The organism is Pseudidiomarina terrestris (assembly GCF_030466405.1).
Taxonomy (GTDB): Bacteria; Pseudomonadota; Gammaproteobacteria; order Enterobacterales; family Alteromonadaceae; genus Pseudidiomarina; species Pseudidiomarina terrestris.
The window spans coordinates 26,143-44,939 of sequence record NZ_JAGGJF010000005.1; the positions used below are offsets into that span (position 1 = coordinate 26,143).

The 18,797-nt window shown below is 52.6% G+C and carries 13 protein-coding genes; 9 read left to right on the forward strand and 4 right to left on the reverse strand.

From position 1 onward, the window contains the following. The first annotated feature begins 10 nt into the window (after positions 1-10). The 5 genes from J6J34_RS09830 to kdsB all read left to right on the forward strand — a co-directional run bounded on the left by J6J34_RS09830 (position 11) and on the right by kdsB (position 6,091). The gene (locus J6J34_RS09830; RefSeq protein WP_301898942.1) at positions 11-2,314 is read left to right on the forward strand and encodes a DNA internalization-related competence protein ComEC/Rec2; all 2,304 of its coding nucleotides are present in this window, start codon (positions 11-13) and stop codon (positions 2,312-2,314) included. Between the two features lie 73 nt (positions 2,315-2,387). Then, a complete protein-coding gene (gene msbA / locus J6J34_RS09835; RefSeq protein WP_301720640.1) occupies positions 2,388-4,139 on the forward strand; it encodes a lipid A export permease/ATP-binding protein MsbA in 1,752 nt (583 codons plus the stop codon). Further along, positions 4,139-5,155, forward strand: coding sequence for a tetraacyldisaccharide 4'-kinase (lpxK, locus tag J6J34_RS09840; RefSeq protein WP_301898944.1), 1,017 nt, complete (start codon positions 4,139-4,141; stop codon positions 5,153-5,155). The genes msbA and lpxK overlap by 1 nt, the downstream gene beginning before the upstream one ends. Continuing rightward, positions 5,145-5,342 (forward strand): Trm112 family protein, encoded by a 198-nt coding sequence (locus tag J6J34_RS09845; RefSeq protein WP_301720635.1) that lies wholly within the window; start codon positions 5,145-5,147, stop codon positions 5,340-5,342. The genes lpxK and J6J34_RS09845 overlap by 11 nt, the downstream gene beginning before the upstream one ends. Next, the gene (kdsB, locus tag J6J34_RS09850) at positions 5,339-6,091 is read left to right on the forward strand and encodes a 3-deoxy-manno-octulosonate cytidylyltransferase (RefSeq protein ID WP_301720634.1); all 753 of its coding nucleotides are present in this window, start codon (positions 5,339-5,341) and stop codon (positions 6,089-6,091) included. The genes J6J34_RS09845 and kdsB overlap by 4 nt, the downstream gene beginning before the upstream one ends. Here kdsB and J6J34_RS09855 read toward each other — a convergent pair. The 4 genes from J6J34_RS09855 to J6J34_RS09870 form a co-directional block, all read right to left on the reverse strand. Beyond that, positions 6,069-9,131: an efflux RND transporter permease subunit gene (locus J6J34_RS09855; RefSeq protein ID WP_301898946.1), complete on the reverse strand. Its 3,063-nt coding sequence runs from the start codon at positions 9,129-9,131 to the stop codon at positions 6,069-6,071. The genes kdsB and J6J34_RS09855 overlap by 23 nt on opposite strands. Then, positions 9,131-12,385, reverse strand: coding sequence for an efflux RND transporter permease subunit (locus J6J34_RS09860; protein WP_301898947.1), 3,255 nt, complete (start codon positions 12,383-12,385; stop codon positions 9,131-9,133). The genes J6J34_RS09855 and J6J34_RS09860 overlap by 1 nt, the downstream gene beginning before the upstream one ends. Beyond that, positions 12,382-13,482 (reverse strand): efflux RND transporter periplasmic adaptor subunit, encoded by a 1,101-nt coding sequence (locus J6J34_RS09865; protein ID WP_301774180.1) that lies wholly within the window; start codon positions 13,480-13,482, stop codon positions 12,382-12,384. Before J6J34_RS09865 ends, J6J34_RS09860 begins: the two co-directional genes overlap by 4 nt. 262 nt (positions 13,483-13,744) lie before the next feature. Continuing rightward, positions 13,745-15,025, reverse strand: coding sequence for a citrate synthase (locus J6J34_RS09870; protein WP_301720629.1), 1,281 nt, complete (start codon positions 15,023-15,025; stop codon positions 13,745-13,747). 476 nt (positions 15,026-15,501) lie between these two features. On the opposite strand from J6J34_RS09870, the gene sdhC reads away from it, so the two are divergent. Genes sdhC through J6J34_RS09890 form a run of 4 tightly spaced genes read left to right on the forward strand, consistent with a single transcriptional unit; the run spans position 15,502 to position 18,722 of the window. Then, positions 15,502-15,876 carry a succinate dehydrogenase, cytochrome b556 subunit gene (gene sdhC, locus J6J34_RS09875; RefSeq protein WP_301720627.1) on the forward strand — a complete coding sequence of 125 codons (375 nt, stop codon included), beginning with the start codon at positions 15,502-15,504 and terminating at the stop codon, positions 15,874-15,876. Continuing rightward, positions 15,870-16,226, forward strand: a complete 357-nt coding sequence (sdhD, locus tag J6J34_RS09880) for a succinate dehydrogenase, hydrophobic membrane anchor protein (RefSeq protein WP_301720626.1) — start codon at positions 15,870-15,872, stop codon at positions 16,224-16,226. Before sdhC ends, sdhD begins: the two co-directional genes overlap by 7 nt. After that, positions 16,227-17,993 carry a succinate dehydrogenase flavoprotein subunit gene (gene sdhA, locus J6J34_RS09885; RefSeq protein ID WP_301774182.1) on the forward strand — a complete coding sequence of 589 codons (1,767 nt, stop codon included), beginning with the start codon at positions 16,227-16,229 and terminating at the stop codon, positions 17,991-17,993. A gap of 15 nt (positions 17,994-18,008) precedes the next feature. Then, positions 18,009-18,722, forward strand: a complete 714-nt coding sequence (locus J6J34_RS09890; protein ID WP_301720624.1) for a succinate dehydrogenase iron-sulfur subunit — start codon at positions 18,009-18,011, stop codon at positions 18,720-18,722. Positions 18,723-18,797 lie beyond the last annotated feature (75 nt).

Consider the following 18,797-nt stretch of genomic DNA (forward strand, 5'->3'; position numbering starts at 1 on the left):
TACAACGTCCATGGACCGGTGGTTGTGCGCATTTCTTCTGGGCTACGCGCTGAGCTTTTTCTTCTCAGCTGGCGCCGATGTCTGGCTCTATTTGCCTGGCGCGGGGTTAGCTTTATGCTGTTTTCTGTTGAGCTATTTTCAACATATTCGGACCCATCTCATAGGCTGCGTATTGTGCGGTATTCTATGGGGCACTGGCAACGCCTATTTCGTCCAGCGCACACTTATAAGTGACCAATGGACACAAACGACGATGACCACCGTTATGCAGGTCACCTCGGTGAGTCATCACCACCCCGGATTATGGCGCATAACCGGGGTTCTTACCAAACTTGACGAACAAAGTCTGTTATCCCGGCCCATCGCGCGGCTGCAATGGTATCAAGCCCACGCGCAAGCACCACAGCGGCTGCCCCGCCAGGGTGAGACCTGGCAGTTCAGCGTACGACTACGTCACCCGCAGGGAACCCGTAACGAAGGCGGGATGCGCTATCACCGTTATTTACTAGGTCAGGGCGTTAATGCTTTGGGTTCCATCCGTAGTGGGCAGTATTTGTCCGGTGCGGTGAGCTGGCGACAAAATCTGGTCAGCGCGGTGGAAGCCGCGCTGGGCAAAGTTGAACTCAAAGGGCCGTTGCTGGCGTTGTTGGTGGGAGAACGTTACCAGATGTCTGATGCGGACTGGACCCTGGTACAGCGCACCGGGCTGGCACACTTGATTGCCATTTCCGGTTTACATCTGTCGCTGGTGGCAGGTTTTGCTCTGGCACTTACCTGGCATGCTTTTGGGCTGCTGGTGCGGCGCCGAAGTCGGCGTGATCAGCTCAACCTATGGGCGTATACGCCTTGGCTGGCGCTGGTCTTGGCAATGGCCTATGCAGCTTTGTCTGGTTTTGCAATTACCACGTTGCGCGCTGCACTGATGCTTGGCGTCGTGGTTCTGCACAAACAACTGGGTTGGCGTGTCAGCGCACCGCGTATTTTATTGCGTGCGGTAGTGGTGGTGATCCTGGTGGAACCGCTGGCGCCTTTGACCACAGGGTTTTGGCTTTCGGTGATGGCTGTCGCTGCGATTGTTTTTATGAACTGGCGCTGGCAAAGGTATCAGGGGCGCTGGAGCAGATTTCGTGAGTGGTGGCGCTTTGAGTGGTTGATAACAATTTTGTTCTGGCCGCTCATGGCGCTTTGGTTTGGTGGGGTTTCACTCGCCGCTGCGCTGATTAATATCCTGGTGGTACCGCTGGTCAGTTTCTGGGTACTGCCTGTTGGCCTGCTCGGGGTGATGGCGGCCGGTCTCGGAGCGCTGGCAGCTGCGGAACAGCTGTTCGTGTTGGCGGCCTGGCCGCTACAGCAACTCTGGCCGCAGCTCGGTTGGCTGGCAGAACAGCCATGGCAATGGTTATCGGCTGCTGACTTGCCCGCCTGGTCCTGGTTGTTGAGTTTCACCCTGATCCTACTATTGCCAATACGCTGGCTGCAACGGGGCGTGGCAGTGGCGGTGCTGGTGATGTGCCAGTTGGTGTACGAAGCCATCCCTGAACGTCGTCAGTTGTTTCTGCATGTTCTTGATGTCGGCCAGGGCAGTGCTTTGGTGTTGCAACGGCAGCAGCAGGCGTTACTCATCGATACCGGCGCCAGCTGGGATGGCTCGGTTGCTATGGCGGAACGGGTCATTATGCCGTTTCTTGAGAGCAAACGGTTGCGCCCTGAGCTGGCCTTTATTACCCATACGGATCGTGATCACCAAGGCGGTTACACCGCGTTGCAGCAGCGTTTTCCTGCAGTTCGCTGGCTCGGTGGTGCCAGTACCACACCGTGCGTTGCCGGACAAAGTGGCAGCTGGCGTGAGGTACAGTGGCAGGTGCTGCATCCCACGCAGGAGTCGGGCATTGGTAACCAAAGTAATAACAGCTCCTGTGTCGTGCTACTGCAGTTTGATAATGTACGGATTTTGGTCACCGGCGATATCGAAAAAACAGCGGAGCGCCAGTTGCTGGCGCGGCTGGCACCGGTCAGCGCGGAAATTCTGGTGGTGCCCCATCATGGCAGTAAAAGCTCCTCGGAAGACTACTTTATCCGTCATGTGCAACCTTCACTGGCGTTAGTGAGCCGGGGGCGCAATAACCCTTACGGACAGGCCCATCCGGAGGTGGTCGCGCGCTATGCCGGACACCGCATCACTATGCTCGACACTGCCCGCGGTGGGCAAATCACCTTATGGACCGATGGCCGGCGTTGGCAAGCCTGGCAGCCACTGGCGCAGCACTTTGGCAGCTGGTTTGATGTCGACCCTCATGACCCGTCAGCGCGCTGAATTCGCAGAAACTAGCCAGTGGGCCGGGAAAACGGTTAGAATGATGTCATTATTTGCTATTAGAAACCGATGCATGAATGCAGAGACTGTAAAACAAAAGACATTTCGCCGCCTGATGGGCTACATCAAACCCTATCGCGCTGCCTTTTTGTTCTCGATAGTGGGGATGCTCGGCTACGCAGCCGTTGATACCTTCTTCTTTTCTCAGATTGAAACTCTGATTGATGACGGCCTTACCAGCAGTAATCCAAAGATACTGTTGTACGGTGCGATTTTTGTTCCTGTGATCTTCATCTTGCGTGGCCTGTTTAACTTTATTTCGACCTACTTCCTGAATTGGGTCGGTTTTCGTGTGGTGACGACACTGCGACAGCAGTTATTTGATCACATGATGAAACTTCCCGTTTCCTTTCACGATCGGCATTCAACCGGCGATTTAATTTCTAAAATTACCTACACCACGCAGCAGGTTGCAGAAGCAAGTAGCAGGGCAGTGCTGATCCTGATCCGTGAAGGTGCCTTTGTTATCGGTCTGTTGTCATTGATGTTTTACCATAGCTGGCAGCTGTCACTGGTATTTTTGATTGTTGGCCCCTTAATTGCCAAGATCGTGGCGGTCGTATCAAAGCGCTTTCGCAAAGTATCGACGCGTATTCAGACCGCGATGGGTGATGTCACCACCACGGCTGAGCAGATGATTAATGGCCATAAAGTCGTGGTCATGTACGAAGGACAAAAGCGTGAATCAAAGCGCTTCTCAACCATTAATAACATCACCCGCAACCAGAACATGAAGTTGATTAATGCGCAAAGCCTGAGCACCTCTCTGATTCAGCTGATTGCATCCTTTAGTTTGTCGATGGTACTGGTGCTGGCTAGCTTTCCGGATATGCTGGCGCAACTGTCCGCGGGTGCCTTCACGACGTTGCTGACGGCCATGATCATGCTGCTGCGTCCGTTGAAACAGCTCACTACTGTTAACAGTGACTTTCAGCGTGGTATCGCCGCGGCACAAAGTATTTTCAGTGTGCTGGATGAGAATGCCGAAGCAGATACGGGTAAGCGGAATATCGAACGTACCCGCGGTGATATTAAATTTGAGCACGTCAATTTCACTTATAATGAGACTGAAAGCCCGGCACTGGCTGATGTAAGTTTCCATGTCGAGCCAGGTAAGACGTTGGCACTTGTGGGACGCTCGGGCAGCGGCAAATCGACCATCTCAAATTTGCTGACACGGTTTTATACCCCGCAAGAGGGTCTTATCAAACTTGATGATGTCGATATTTATGACTATCGGCTGAAATCTTTACGCCGCCAGTTTGCGCTGGTGTCACAGCATGTGACCTTGTTTAATGACAGTATTGCCAACAATATTGCCTACGGTGCACAAGGTAAGCCAAGCCCTGAGGCTGTTCGGCGTGCTGCCGAACAAGCTTACGTGACGGAGTTCACCGACAATATGCCCAATGGCCTGGATACTACCGTGGGCGAGAACGGCGTGATGTTATCCGGCGGTCAGCGTCAGCGTATTGCTATCGCAAGGGCACTACTGCGCGATGCGCCTATCCTGATCCTGGATGAGGCGACCTCAGCCCTGGATACAGAATCTGAACGTCATATCCAAAGTGCTCTGCAGGCATTGCAGCAGAATCGTACTTCCATTGTTATCGCACACCGCTTATCGACCATTGAAAAAGCCGATGAAATCCTGGTGCTGGAAGATGGCGCCGTGATTGAGCGCGGCAGTCATCAGGAATTACTGGAGCGCGAGGGCGCCTACTATCAGCTGTACAGTCTGCAGTTCAGTGGTGAGCTCGGCTAATGGCGTTAGAGCGCGCGTGGTACAACACTAAAGTTGCCCCTTACCTTTGGCTGTTACTGCCGCTGCATGCGCTGTTTGTCGTGCTCAGTACCTTGCGGCGCTGGCGTTACCGGTTGATACCGGCAAAGGCATTGCCGGTGCCGGTCATCGTGGTCGGCAATATCAGTGTCGGCGGCACCGGTAAAACTCCCGTCACGCTGGCGCTGGTGGAGCACCTGAAAGCGCGTGGCGAGCAGCCCGCTATTATTTCTCGTGGCTATGGCGGCAAAGGCCCGTTTCCGCTGACAGTGTCAGCAAGTAGCGCTGCTGCTGCTTGTGGCGATGAACCGTTATTGCTCGCTCAGCGTGCGAAGGTTCCGGTGGTGGTCGCCCCGGACCGCCGCGCAGCCGCCATGCAGGCGTTGCGCGATGCGCCCGGAACGACGGTGCTTATCAGTGACGATGGGCTGCAACATTACGCCTTGCCACGCCAGTTTGAAATTGCTGTTATTGACGGTCGGCGTGGACTGGGAAATGGCTGGCGCTTACCTATCGGACCCTTGCGTGAACCAACGCGACGCTTAGGCGACGTCGACGCGGTGATCATTAACGGTGATCTCGCCGAATCCCCCAGCCTGGCCGATCAGTTGCGAGCGCTGAATCACTGTTACAGTATGAGCTTACAGCCATCACACTGGCGCCGGGTCAGCGATGATGATGAGGTGACTGCGTTGCCGCAGGGGAGCACCCTGGCACTGGCCGGGATTGGTCACCCGCAACGGTTTTTTGATACCGTCCGTGCGCTCGAGTCGCGCGAATTTGCGACGCGCAGCTACGCCGACCATCAGTCCTTCGATGCTCATGATGCTGAGCAACTGAAAAGTTATGATGTCCTGCTGATGACCGAAAAAGACGCGATGAAATGGCGTGGTATTGCGCATCAGGATTGCTATTATTTACCGGTTACAGCAGATTTGCCGGAAACCTTCTGGCGACACCTTGACGCAACCTTAAAGAGATTTAAACATGGCGCTTGATGAACGGACCTTAGCTTTACTTGTCTGCCCTGTTTGCAAAGGGCGGTTGGTTTGGTTAGCGCAGAGTAAAGAGCTTGTTTGCCGGGGCGATCGTATGGCTTTTCCGGTACGTGACGAGATCCCCATACTTATGACCAGTGCCGCGCGAACATTGAGCACACAGGATTTGGAGCAGATGCCGAAATGAGCTTTACGGTGATTATACCGGCGCGTTATGCGTCAACACGTTTACCTGGCAAGCCACTGGCCATGATTGGTGGCAAATCGATGATTCAGCGCGTGTACGAGCGTGCTGCTGCAGCGGGCGCTGCCGAGGTGATTGTAGCAACCGACGATCAGCGTATTGTTGATGCTGTCGAAGACTTCGGTGGGCGGGCGATGTTGACCGCTAACCACCATCAGTCGGGCACGGAACGAATTGCTGAAGTCATTGATTACCTGGCGATTGCCGATGACCATGTGGTGGTGAATGTGCAGGGCGATGAGCCCTTTATTCCCCCGGAAATTATTCGTCAGGTAGCGGATAATCTAATGAATCAGCGGGCCGCGCACATGGCCACACTGGCGGTGCCGATCCATAATCTGGAGGAAGTACTGAATCCAAATGCTGTGAAAGTGGTCACGGATGCCAACGGCTATGCGCTTTATTTTTCGCGCGCACCTATCCCTTATGAGCGCGATGCACTGAATCACGATCGTCTGGGGGAGCGCGCCGCCTATAAACGTCATATCGGTATCTACGCCTATCGCGCTGGCTTTGTGTGGCGTTACATTGAGTGGGAACCCAGCCCATTAGAAGCCATTGAGTCGCTCGAGCAGCTACGGGTGCTCTGGTACGGTGAACGCATCCATGTTGCCGAGGCCATCGTTAATCCGCCGGCTGGCATAGATACGCCAGCCGACTTAGAACGAGCTAACCAGCAATTACTCGACTAACCATAGTGCTGGCACGTTGTTTCAAGGCGTGCCAGCGTTCCCGCCACCAGAGTAACCGCGCGTAGACATAAGGCACCAGGAACAGACTGGTCAGCGTGGAAAGCAATAGTCCGCCAATAATAGAGATAGCCATAGGCGCATACGGCGGGCCATCACCGCCAATCTGGGTGGTGCCAAAGGCCAGCGGTACCAGACCAAGTACAGTGGTGGCTACGGTCATCAGGATTGGGCGTAAACGACTTACGCTGCCATCGATGATCGCATCTTTAAGTTCATAGCCATCGGCCAGTAGCTGGTTAATACGATCGACAAGCACGATGCCATTGTTCACCACTATTCCCATTAGAATCAGAATGCCGATCATGGCCATGATGGTGATCGACTGGCCGGTGATAAAGAGCGCCCAGAACACCCCGACGATGGAGAATAACAACGAGGTAATGACCGCGGTTGGCAATAATACCGACTCAAATAATGCCGCCATCACGATGTAAATCAGTGCCACAGCGAGCAGCGTATTGACCAGCATGACATTCTCAGCTTCCTGCTGGCGCTGGAAGCTGCCGTCCAGGCTCCAGCTGTAGCCATCTGGCAGGCTTAACTGGCTCAGTGCGGCGGTGAGCTTGTCGCGCGCCTCATTAAGTGGCAGTTCATCATCCAGGTTGGCTTGAATCGCCAGCGAAGTGCGGCGGTCGAGACGTCGGATTTCGCCTAAGCGCGGCTGCACTTCGAAGCTGGCAACGGCATGCAAGGGGATGACGCGGCCTTCATGCTGCAGTACCGGTAAATTTTGCAAAGCTTCGAGGGAATACTCGAGTTCTTTGTCAAAGGCAACGCGCATTGGGATCTCGCCATTGGGGTCACCACGGAAGGAGCGTAAACGCTGGCCGCGGAGGGCGGTTGCTACTTGTCGGGCGACGTCAGCACTACTGAGGCCGAGACGGTGGACACGTTCGCGATCAATGCGTACCAGATACTCAAATTGACCCGCTTCGCTCTCGCTGCGCACGTCATTTAAGCCCTCGATGTCTGCGATGGCAGGCACAAACCGCTGTGCTATGTCTTCGAGTACATCGGTCGACTGACCCGTCAGCGTCACCCGCACACCTTCACCACCGCCGCCAAAACCAAATTGCGGTTCACTGCGCAGCATTTTCGGGAACTGCTCACGCATCTGTTCCATCAGCACGCTGAGCTTCACCGGACGATCCGGCTTGAGCAGCAAGGTTGAGATTGCGTAGCTGGGGGTGTAATAGCTGTACACCGCATCGATGTAAAACGCTTCCTGATTCTGGTAGAGGAAATCCTCGAAACGGGCAACTTCATCCTCCACCTCAGCAAGGCTGTAGTGTTGGTGCAAATTGTAATTGAGGAACAGGCGGTCATTAAAACCTTGCGGTTCCTGGTCACCGCTTACCCCGGCAAAGGGCACAGCGATACTGGCCAGAATGGCGATTGCGAACACCCCGGTCCAGCGCGGGTGACGCCAGCTCCACTCCAGCAGCCGGCGATAGCGAGAGGGTTTAGCATTGACAGGTTTTGCACGCGGCTTCATGGCCCGGTTGAGCTTGCTGGCAAGCAGCGGAATCAGGGTCTGGGCAACCAGTAACGATGCCAGCAATGACAAACAGATCGCAACTGCTGTGTGTTCGAGAAAGATGGTCAGGTCGATTTTTTTACCAAAAATATTAGGCAAAAATACGATAGCCGTGGTCAGCGTACCGGCGATAACTGCCATAGAGACGTTGCCAACCCCGCGCAGTGTGGCAGCTTCGGCGTCATAGCCGGCTTCGCGCTCGTGCTGAATACTTTCGGTGATGACGACGGCATTGTCGACCAACATTCCCACGGCCAGCATTAACCCCATCAAAGACAGTACGTTTAGCGAATAGCCGAGGAAATACATGCCGCCAAGGGCAATACAAATGGCAATCGGCACTGACAGTACTACCACCAGCGTGATGACGATATTGCGTAAAAACAGGTACAGCACAATAAAGGACAACAGCGCACCCAGCAGACCCGCCATCAACAAATCATTCAATGAGGTGGTCACCCCGTCCGCAGTATCATTCATAACGAACAGATTGATACCGTTAAACTGCGGGTCGTCGCGTATGTCGTTGATAACTTGCATGACGCGCTGCGACACATCCACCAGGTTGGCACTTGATTCCTTAAAAATATCCATGCCGATCGCATAGGTTTGATCGAGGTGACGACCGTCAACTCGACGTGGCATCTCGCGAGTAACCGTAGCAATATCGCCCAGCTTTAAGCGCGCGGTGATCGGCAGGTTGCGGATTTCATATTCCGACTGAAATTCTCCCTTTGGATTGATCAGAATGCGCTCGTTGGGATTCTCAATATAGCCTGCGGTCAGCGCAAAGTTAGCTTGTTGTAAGCGCGCTGTGATGTCGGCCGCGCTTAGATTGTGTTGCAGCAGTTTCTCTTGTGCCAAACGAATCACTATGTTCTGTTTCTCGACCCCATACAAGGTCACCTGGGAAACGCCATCAACCCTTGCAATCGGTCGGCGCAGACTGCGATCCAGCAAGTCGTAGGCATTACTTAAATCGCGCTGGCTTGAGATCCGCAATTGAAACACTGGCATGTCTTCAGTGTTAAACTGCAACACCTGCACTCGCTCAATATCGTCGGGCAGTAAATGCAGCATGCCATCCACTTTCTCCCGCGCTTCAATGCCTTTGGCATTGACGTCCTCGCCCCACTCAAATTGCAGCGACAGCTGCGCATTGTCGCTGCTGGAGAACGAACGCATGCGCTTGACGTTGCTGAGAGTGGCAAGGGCTTCCTCCAGCGGCCGGGTGATGAGTCGCTCGACCTCTTGCGGGGTGGAGTTTGGATAGGGCACTGTGACCATGATTTCGGGAATTTCGATACCCGGAAATTTCTCCAGTGGCAGTAACCGAGAGCTGATCGCTCCCAGCAGCAGCATCGACAGGAAAATCATGCAAATGGTTACGGGACGGCGCAGTGCGAACTGCGCCAGGGCTGCACCTAGCTTTGCTGCAGTCATTATGCGCCCTCCGTTAAGGTCTTACTGCGCACCTGCTTGCGATCCACCAGCAGGTACAGGCAAGGGATGAAGAATAAGGTCAATAAAGTCGAGAACAATAGTCCCGCGATAACACTGATTGCCATAGGTGCGCGGATTTCTGCGCCTTCACCCAGACCAATGGCCAGGGGCATGAGGCCAAGCACTGTGGTAAACATGGTCATAAGAATTGGGCGTAAGCGCTGCTGAGCAGCCTGGAAAACGGCGTTATAACGCGTTTCTCCCTCGCTGCGGAGCTGATTAATTCGATCGACCAGCACAATGGCATTGTTGACCACAATCCCGGCCAGCATAATTAAGCCGATGAAAACGATGACACTGAGTTCGGTGCCCATCAGATACAGCCCAAGTACGGACCCTGCGCCTGCCAGCGGCACACTGAATAAGATAAAAAATGGATGCAAGAGCGACTCAAATTGCGAAGCCATGATGAGGTAAACCAGGAATATCGCGAGTACGAGCGCAAATTGTAACGACTGAAACGAGCGCTGCATTTCTTCACTCTGCCCTGCAACATTGGCTTTAATGGTAAGCGGTAATTGAGTGTCAGCGACCACTTGTTGTGCTGTACTGACGGCGCTGCCGAGGTCGCCAAAGGCCAGGTTCGCCTGGACCATGGCGGTCCGTTGCTGATCAATACGGGTAATTTCACTGGGGCCCATCACTTGTTCGATCTCGGCCACGGCCTGCAATGGAATTTCGCGCGCCGCACCAGGATTGATGACCAGTTGTTGCAGGTCGCGTAAGGAGTCCCGATCACTGGCCTGACTGCGCACCAGAATATCAATTTTGCGATCGTCCAGGCTAAACTGTGTTGCCACCCGGCCGCCAATTTTGGTGGCGAGGAGTTCGGACACATCAGCACTGGTCAAGCCATATTGAGCGAGTCGGGAATGATCAAAATAAATAGCAATTTCGGGCTGTCCATCACTCATATTGGTACGAATATCGGTGAACTGCTGGTGTTCTTCTAAATTCTTTGCCAAGGTTTGCGCCGCCTGTTGCAGTAGTTCGATGTCATAGCCAATGACTTCAATAGCGATGGGACTACTGAAACTAAAAAGCTCCGGCCGGCCAAACTTAATTTGGACGCCTGGTAACTGCTGTGCGTAGTGGCGTAACTCGTTTTGCACACGCTCTTCGGCAAGGGTATCACTGTCGCTTGCCATCACCACGTTGAAGCGACCCCACTGATTGCCATTTTGCCCGGGAGCGGCGTTTAACAGGCTGCCTGTGCCGGCGATACTAAAGGAGCGCTCGACCTGACTCACAAGCTCCGGCTGATTGGCCAGGTGGCGGGCAAAGCCTGCTAAAACTGCATCGGTTTCATAAATAGTTGCTCCGGGCTGCAGTTCAACTTCCACATAAAATTCGCCTTGTGCCATGCTGGGCAACAAACTTACCGGCAGCAAGGGCACCAGCGCATAGCAGGCTGCTGCAACCAGCACGATAGCACCGAGGGTAAGTTTTGCTTGTTGCAGCGCAAAGCTCAGTACGCGTTGATAAGTTATTGCCAGACGTTGATAACCCCAGTCAAAGCCTCTTAATACCGGAGTTACCAGCCAGCCCAAGCCTTTTGCCAGGCTGCGCCAGAGCAAGGTAATGAGTGCCACAATGGCCAGCGGTAACCAGCGAAACACTAGCAGTAAAGGTGTCATCAACCAGAAACGCCAGCCGCTGCGCTTGGCCGCAGCAGGGAAGTGCTGGCGGTCAGTTATGGTGGCATCCGCGCTACGTTGCTTGGCAGAGAGCATTGGGATCAGTGTTAGAGCGACAAATAATGACGCAAGTAAGGAGAAGGTCACCGTCAGCGCTTGATCGGCAAACAATTGTCCTGCCAGGCCCTCGACAAACACCAGCGGAAAGAACACCGCCATGGTGGTTAAGGTGGAGGCGATAATTGCACCTGTCACTTCACTGGCACCGGTTTCAGCTGCCTCTGCTTCCCCTTTGTGTTCACGGTGACGGGCAATATTTTCCAGCACCACAATGGCATTATCAACTAACATACCGACGGCGAGAGCGATCCCCCCAAGGGACATCATATTTAACGAGATCTGATAGCCATGCATGAGGTTAAAGGTGGCGATAATCGAGACCGGAATTGCCAGTGAGATAATCACCGTCGGCCATAGCCGCTGCAGGAACAGATAGATAATGATCATCGCCAGCAAGCCACCAATGATGGCTGCGTCACGAACTTCGGCAATCGCAGCTTCAATAAAGACAGCCTGATCCGCGATCGGCTCAACTTGATAAACGTCAGGGATGAGTTTGCTAGTTTGCAGGTGTCGCAGATGCGCCTGGATAGCTTTTGAGACCTGTACGGTATTGGCGTCACCTTCTTTATAAAGGGACACTTCCACGGCCTCACGACCGCCAATACGACTGATGGAATCACGCTCTTTGTAACTGTTTTCAACGCTGGCAAGATCGCGCAGCAGAATTGGGCGGTCATTACGGGTGGCGATGTAAATCGAACGGATGTCGTCCAGGTTCTGAAACTGGTTCAGCGTCCGTACCAGGTATTCAGCGCGTTGCGCCTCAAGGCGGCCGCCGGATAAATTAATATTTTCCTCGCGCAGGCGCTGCATGATTAAGCTCATTGGAACTTGCAGCTGCGTCGCTTGTTGCTCATCGACCAACACCTGAATTTCATCTTCCAGGCCGCCGCCAAGACGCACTGAGGCAACGCCTTCCACGCTCTCCAGATGACGCTTGAGCTCTTCTTCAGCAAAGGTGCGCAAGCGTTTCAATTCAGCGACATTCGGTTCAGTTGTACCATCAAACCCTAAGGTGAGCCGGTAAATCGGTTCTTCTGCCGGGTTAAACCGTAACAAGGTTGGTTTTTCAATATCCAGCGGCAGATTGACCAGATCCATTTTTTCGCGGACATCAAGACTTGCCATGTCCATATTGGTGCCCCAGGCAAACTCAAGCAGCACATCGCTCTGGCCTGCGCGCGAGATGGATTCAATCCGCTGTACACCTTTGACGGTGCCCAGAGCTTCCTCAACAGGCTTACTGACCAGTTGTTCAACTTCGCCCGGGGCGCCGCCAGGATAGTCGGTCCGGACGGTAAGGGTAGGGTAGGCAAGATCCGGTAACAGGGTGACCGGAATCCGGCCTAATGACACCATCCCAAACAATAAAACAGCCAAGGTAAACATGGCGACCGTTACTGGACGCCGAACTGCCAGACGCGCCAGACTCATGATTGTTGCTCGCTCTTGATGACCTCAACTAAAGCGGCATCTTTCAGATTGGCCTGACCACTTACCACCAGACGGTCACCTGCCTCAACGCCGGCGAGAATCTCAACATGGGTTTCATCTTCAAATCCCAGTTGCACATCTTTTTTATGTGCGACACCGTCACTGTCGACGATGAAGACAGAGTGTTGCCCGTCAAGACTCTGCACGGCATAACGCGGTACCGTAACAGTGTCATCGTGGGTAGCATAATGCAGGCTGACATGAGCAAACATGCCGGCTTTAAGCTGCTGCTCTGGGTTGCTGACGCTCAACACCACTTTAAAGGTACCGCTCTGGGTATCGACCATCGGACTGATACGCGCTACCCGGGCATCGACGACCTGGTTGGGCAGCGCACTCAGCCGCAGCTGGGCGGTTTGGCCGACAGCGACGAACTGCAATTCACGCTCAGGCAGATACAGATTCCCTTCCAGCTCATCCAGGGCGATGATGTGGAATAGCTTTTGTGCCTGATACTGGCTAATCATATTGCCTGTTTTGGCATAACGAGTGGCGACCACGCCCGAAATAGGCGCTCGGATCTCAGTTTCGGCCAGGTTCAATTTGGCCATGTCAAAACGTGCCTGTAACAGGTCCGCCTGATAACGCAGTTTGTCGTACGCGTCGGCGCTGATCATGTCGCGTTCTGCCATATCCTTGACCCGGCGTAATTCCTGCTGGATGCTGTTGAGCTCTGCCTGAGCCTGGGCCAACTGAATGCGATATTCTTCATCGCGCAGTTTTGCTAACAGCTGCCCTTGCTCAACATGCTGGCCTTCCTCGACATAAATGTCTTCAACGATGCCATTGGCTTTGCTAATGACGTCGGTCTCGTCGCGCGCTTCAAGCGTTGCTGTAGTTTTGAAGCTTGAAGTAATGGCACTACGAGCAACATCCTGAGTCGCCACTGGAATGCGGACGACCACTTCCTCTTCTTGCGTGGCCGTTTGATTAGAGGCGTCGGCCTGACCGCAACCGTTTAGCAACAGACTTGAAGTCAGAATTAAAGCGGTCAAGCCGACAAAACTTGAGTTGATTCGTACAGATTTAGTTTTCATTGTTTGGTCCCTGTTTTACTCATTCATTGCTCGTCATGACGGATTAGAGATTAAGACGATGACGATGATGATTAAGTTTATGCAGGTAGCGTGCCAAGATTGAAGGCGTTGACGGGGAATTTAAGCAAATGCATTTAAAAACAGTATCTTAGGGTATATCGGAGAGTGGTTCTGGTTACACTTGGTTACATTTACCGACGCCAGAAATAAAAAAAGCACGCCGGAGCGTGCTTTTTTACTAATTAATGGCGAAAACTGCGAACTAACGCTTGATAGGCGTAAAGTCGCGTTGTGCTTCACCAGTATAAAGCTGACGAGGGCGACCGATTTTCTGATTCGCTTCGCCCATCATCTCATGCCAGTGTGAAATCCAGCCGACCGTGCGCGATAGCGCGAAAATCACGGTAAACATGTTGGTCGGAATGCCAATGGCTTTCAAAATGATGCCGGAGTAGAAATCAACGTTCGGGTACAATTTCTTCTCAACAAAGTAGGGGTCTTCAAGCGCAATACGCTCAAGCTCCATGGCGACGTCCAGTAGTGGATCGCTGATATTCAGTTCTTTAAGTACTTCGTGCGCACTGTCGCGCATCACGGTTGCCCGCGGATCAAAGTTCTTATAGACGCGGTGACCGAAGCCCATCAGGCGGAACGGGTCATCTTTGTCTTTTGCTTTGTCAATGTACTTCGGAATGTTATCGACGCTGCCGATTTCTTTCAGCATACGCAAGCAGGCTTCGTTAGCGCCACCGTGCGCAGGGCCCCATAGCGATGCGACACCGGCTGCGATACACGCGTACGGGTTCGCACCTGATGAGCCTGCCAGGCGGACGGTCGAGGTGGACGCGTTTTGCTCGTGGTCAGCATGCAAGGTGAAAATACGGTCCATTGCCTTGGCAATCACCGGGTTCACTTTGTAGTCTTCAGCTGGTACCGAGAACATCATGTTGAGGAAGTTCTCAGAGTAGGACAGCTCATTTTTCGGATAAACGAAAGGCTGGCCAATGCTGAATTTATACGCCATGGCTGCGATGGTAGGCATCTTCGCGATCAGGCGGTATGCGCTACGCAGGCGCTGCTTCTCGTCGTGGATATCAAGGTCATCGTGATAGAACGAAGACAACGCACCAGTGACGGCACAAAGCATGGCCATCGGATGCGCATCGCGACGGAAGCCGTTAAAGAAGTTATGCAGACCTTGATGCACCATGGTGTGATTGGTGATGGTCTGTTGGAATTTAGTGTACTCTTGCGCGTTCGGCGCTTCACCGTGGAGCAGCATGTAACATACTTCGAGATAGTCCGCTTGGGTCGCGAGCTGATCAATCGGGTATCCGCGGTGCAGAAGAATGCCTTTCTCACCATCGATATAGGTGATCTTTGATTCGCATGAACCCGTGGCAAGGAAGCCTGGGTCAAACGTGAAGTACCCGTGTTTGCCTAAAGTACGCACGTCAATTACATCATAGCCGGCTGTACCAGATAACACTGGTAGTTCAATGGATTGGCCGTCAATCTGCAGGGTGGCTTTACGATCAGCCATAAGGAAATCTCCTTGTTTGAGTCTGCTTCATCACTAAAAAGGGCGATAGAATTTACTTGATCTTAACCACTCCTGTCAATTCAAACAGCTGTTTAATTCGCAGTCAAAGGTTGAGAGCCGTCAAGTAAAACTGCCATTATTACGCATCCATGTGGCAATTGGATGACACTGTTTTACAGTCTATCGCGTATACCATTAGGTTTATACTTCCTTCTGTAAGGTCTGTGTATACGACTAAGGTAGTGTTGCATCAAGAGCGAGTTTACAGTCTGTTGATCTAAACCGAAAAAATTAACGTTTTTCATGGAAAGTCGGCGCTAGAGAATTGTAATTCAAGGCTATGGCTTATATACTTTGGCGGCGATCTCACAGGGTTCTCTGTTCCCTTGCTTATCTGAATTTGGTGTAAGTGGAGGAACGAGGATGTTTGAAGTTCCGAGCATGTTAACAATGCTTTTCTGAAAGGCACAACAATCGTGAAAAAACAAAGACCTGTAAATTTAGAACTTACAACTATCAGCTTCCCGGCAGCTGCAATCAGCTCAATCCTACATCGAATTTCCGGCGTTATTATGTTGGTTTCCGTAGGTTTGTTAGTCTGGGCTTTAGCGACTTCACTGCAATCAGCCGAAGGCTTTGCAATGGTGCATGAATTATTCACCGGCTTCATTGCTAAGTTTATCGCCTGGGGCATTCTTACTGCACTTGGTTACCACCTGCTTGCTGGCATACGGCACATGATTATGGATATGGGTTATTTCGAAGGGCTCGAGTCCGGTCGAATCACAGCTCAGATCTCATTCGTACTGGGTGTCGTACTCTCTGTTTTAGCTGGGGTTTGGTTATGGTAAAAGTAGCATCAACATTTGGCCGTAGCGGTACGCATGACTTTATCCTGCTACGTGCGTCAGCAATTATCATGGCGTTGTATACCATCTTTATGGTCAGCTTCTTAGTGTCAGCAGACACTCTGAACTACGCCGTCTGGACCAATTTATTTGGTCACCTTGGCATGAAAATCTTTACCATGCTGGCATTAACCTCAGTGTTAGTGCATGGCTGGATCGGTATCTGGCAGGTACTGACTGATTACGTCAAAATCTCTGGCTTACGAGCTTTCATTCAATTCGTAGTAAGCGTCGCGCTCATCGTGTACTGGCTCGCCGGTTTACTCGTAGTGTGGCCTGTGGAGGGTGTGTAAGTGAGCGTACAAACTTTAGAATTTGATGCAGTAGTCATCGGTGCTGGCGGCGCAGGTATGCGCGCAGCATTACAGATTTCAGAATCAGGCATGACCTGTGCGCTGATGTCAAAAGTCTTCCCCACCCGTTCCCATACGGTTTCTGCGCAAGGTGGTATCACCGTTGCTCTGGGTAACGCCCATGAAGATAACTGGGAATGGCACATGTTCGATACCGTGAAAGGTTCGGACTATATTGGCGACCAGGATGCCATCGAGTACATGTGTAAAACCGGTCCGGAAGCAATTCTGGAACTGGAAAACATGGGCTTGCCGTTTTCACGTTTTGAAAGCGGTAAAGTTTATCAGCGTCCGTTCGGTGGTCAGTCAAAATCATTCGGCGGCGAACAGGCCGCGCGTACTGCCGCTGCAGCTGACCGTACCGGTCATGCCTTATTGCACTTGCTGTATCAGCAGAACGTCAAAAACAAAACCACTGTATTTTCAGAGTGGTATGCCCTTGACCTGGTCAAAAACCAGGATGGTGCAGTGGTGGGTGTAACCACACTGAACATCGAAACGGGTGAGATCTTTTACGTTAAAGCCAAAGCCGTTGTATTAGCAACGGGTGGTGCAGGGCGCATCTACGCCTCGACCACCAATGCACACATCAACACCGGTGACGGCGTTGGTATGGCATTGCGTGCCGGCGTACCTTTACAGGACATGGAAATGTGGCAGTTCCACCCAACCGGTATTGCCGGTGCGGGGACATTGGTCACCGAGGGTTGCCGTGGTGAAGGTGGTTACCTCCTGAATAAAGACGGTGAGCGCTTCATGGAGCGCTATGCGCCGAACGCTAAAGACTTAGCCTCACGTGACGTTGTCGCTCGGTCGATGATGACAGAAATTCGTGAAGGTCGTGGTTGTGAAGGGCCGTTGGGTACACACCTGAAATTGAAGCTTGACCATCTTGGTCGTGACGTGTTGGAAAGCCGTCTGCCAGGCGTCTGTGATCTGGCCAAGACCTTCGCGCACGTTGATCCGGCAGAAGAACCGATTCCGGTTATCCCAACTTGTCACTACATGATGGGCGGTATCCCAACGGATGTGAACGGTCAGGCATTGCAGATTGATAGCCAAGGCAAAGCTACACCGATTCAAGGTCTGTTTGCCTGTGGCGAAATCGCTTGTGTCTCTGTACACGGCGCAAACCGCCTTGGTGGTAACTCACTGCTTGATTTGGTGGTCTTCGGCCGTGCGACTGGTCTGCACCTTGGTGAAGCTCTGGCTGCGAACACTGAAGCACGTGAAGCCAGTCAGGACGACATTGATGCAGCTTTGGCGCGCACGCAACGTTGGGAAAACACCCAACAGGGCGAAGACCCAGTGCAAATTAAGAAAGATTTGCAGAAGTGCATGCAGCTGAACTTCTCGGTGTTCCGTGAAGGCGAAGCGATGAAAGAAGGTCTGGCGGAACTGAATGATATCCGCGAGCGCCTGAAAAACGCGCGTCTTGATGACACCAGTAAAGAATTTAACACGCAGCGTATCGAGTGCCTTGAGCTTGATAACTTGATGGAAACTGCGTATTCGACTGCGGTGGCAGCAAACTTCCGTACCGAAAGCCGTGGCGCGCACAGCCGTGCAGACTTTCCGGACCGTGATGACGACAACTGGTTAGTACACTCAGTGTACCGTCCGGAAGCCGAAGAAATGGTGAAACGTGAAGTAAATATGCAGCCTACGCTGCGTGAGGCATTCCCGCCAAAAGCGCGGACTTACTAAGGTTAGGTGACAACGATGAAGAAGTTGAGTATTTCAGTTTATCGTTACAACCCGGATGTTGATAACGCACCCTACATGAAGGATTACGCCCTGGAAATCGAAGAGGGGCAGGACATGATGGTGCTGGATCTGCTGTTGAAATTGAAAGAGCAGGATCCATCGTTAGCATTCCGTCGCTCGTGCCGTGAAGGCGTGTGCGGTTCAGATGGTTTGAACATGAATGGTAAGAATGGTCTGGCGTGTATCACTCCTTTGTCTGCCTTAAAAGGTAGCAAAATCGTGGTCCGTCCACTACCAGGTTTACCGGTCATTCGCGACCTTATTGTCGACATGACTCAGTTCTATAAACAGTACGAGAAAATCAAACCTTATCTGATTAACGACGACAAAACGCCACCTGCGCGTGAGCGTCTGCAATCACCGGAAGAGCGCGCGAAATTGGATGGCCTGTACGAGTGTATTCTCTGTGCTTGCTGTTCAACCTCGTGCCCGTCATTCTGGTGGAACCCAGATAAGTTTGTTGGCCCTGCGGGTCTGTTGCACGCCTACCGGTTCTTGATCGATAGTCGTGACACTGCCACGGAGCAGCGCCTCGACGAGTTAGACGATGCGTTCAGCGTGTTCCGTTGCCACGGAATCATGAATTGCGTTAATGTCTGCCCGAAAGGTCTGAATCCGACCAAGGCTATTGGACACATCAAATCCATGCTATTGAATCGCGCGATTTAGTCTAATCGCGTTGTTTTTGCTATAGTAGTGGCCGAGCTGTATCGAAATAGCCATCCAGCTTGGATGGCTATTTTT

Excerpts from the sequence above, each read along its gene's own strand:
- msbA (WP_301720640.1), top strand. The coding sequence starts at position 2,388 with ATGAATGCAGAGACTGTAAAACAAAAGACATTTCGCCGCCTGATGGGC.
- J6J34_RS09830 (WP_301898942.1), top strand. The coding sequence starts at position 11 with ATGGACCGGTGGTTGTGCGCATTTCTTCTGGGCTACGCGCTGAGCTTT.
- J6J34_RS09845 (WP_301720635.1), top strand. The coding sequence starts at position 5,145 with ATGGCGCTTGATGAACGGACCTTAGCTTTACTTGTCTGCCCTGTTTGC.
- J6J34_RS09890 (WP_301720624.1), top strand. The coding sequence starts at position 18,009 with ATGAAGAAGTTGAGTATTTCAGTTTATCGTTACAACCCGGATGTTGAT.
- kdsB (WP_301720634.1), top strand. The coding sequence starts at position 5,339 with ATGAGCTTTACGGTGATTATACCGGCGCGTTATGCGTCAACACGTTTA.
- J6J34_RS09865 (WP_301774180.1), bottom strand. The coding sequence starts at position 13,482 with ATGAAAACTAAATCTGTACGAATCAACTCAAGTTTTGTCGGCTTGACC.
- lpxK (WP_301898944.1), top strand. The coding sequence starts at position 4,139 with ATGGCGTTAGAGCGCGCGTGGTACAACACTAAAGTTGCCCCTTACCTT.
- sdhD (WP_301720626.1), top strand. The coding sequence starts at position 15,870 with ATGGTAAAAGTAGCATCAACATTTGGCCGTAGCGGTACGCATGACTTT.
- J6J34_RS09870 (WP_301720629.1), bottom strand. The coding sequence starts at position 15,025 with ATGGCTGATCGTAAAGCCACCCTGCAGATTGACGGCCAATCCATTGAA.
- J6J34_RS09860 (WP_301898947.1), bottom strand. The coding sequence starts at position 12,385 with ATGAGTCTGGCGCGTCTGGCAGTTCGGCGTCCAGTAACGGTCGCCATG.
- J6J34_RS09855 (WP_301898946.1), bottom strand. The coding sequence starts at position 9,131 with ATGACTGCAGCAAAGCTAGGTGCAGCCCTGGCGCAGTTCGCACTGCGC.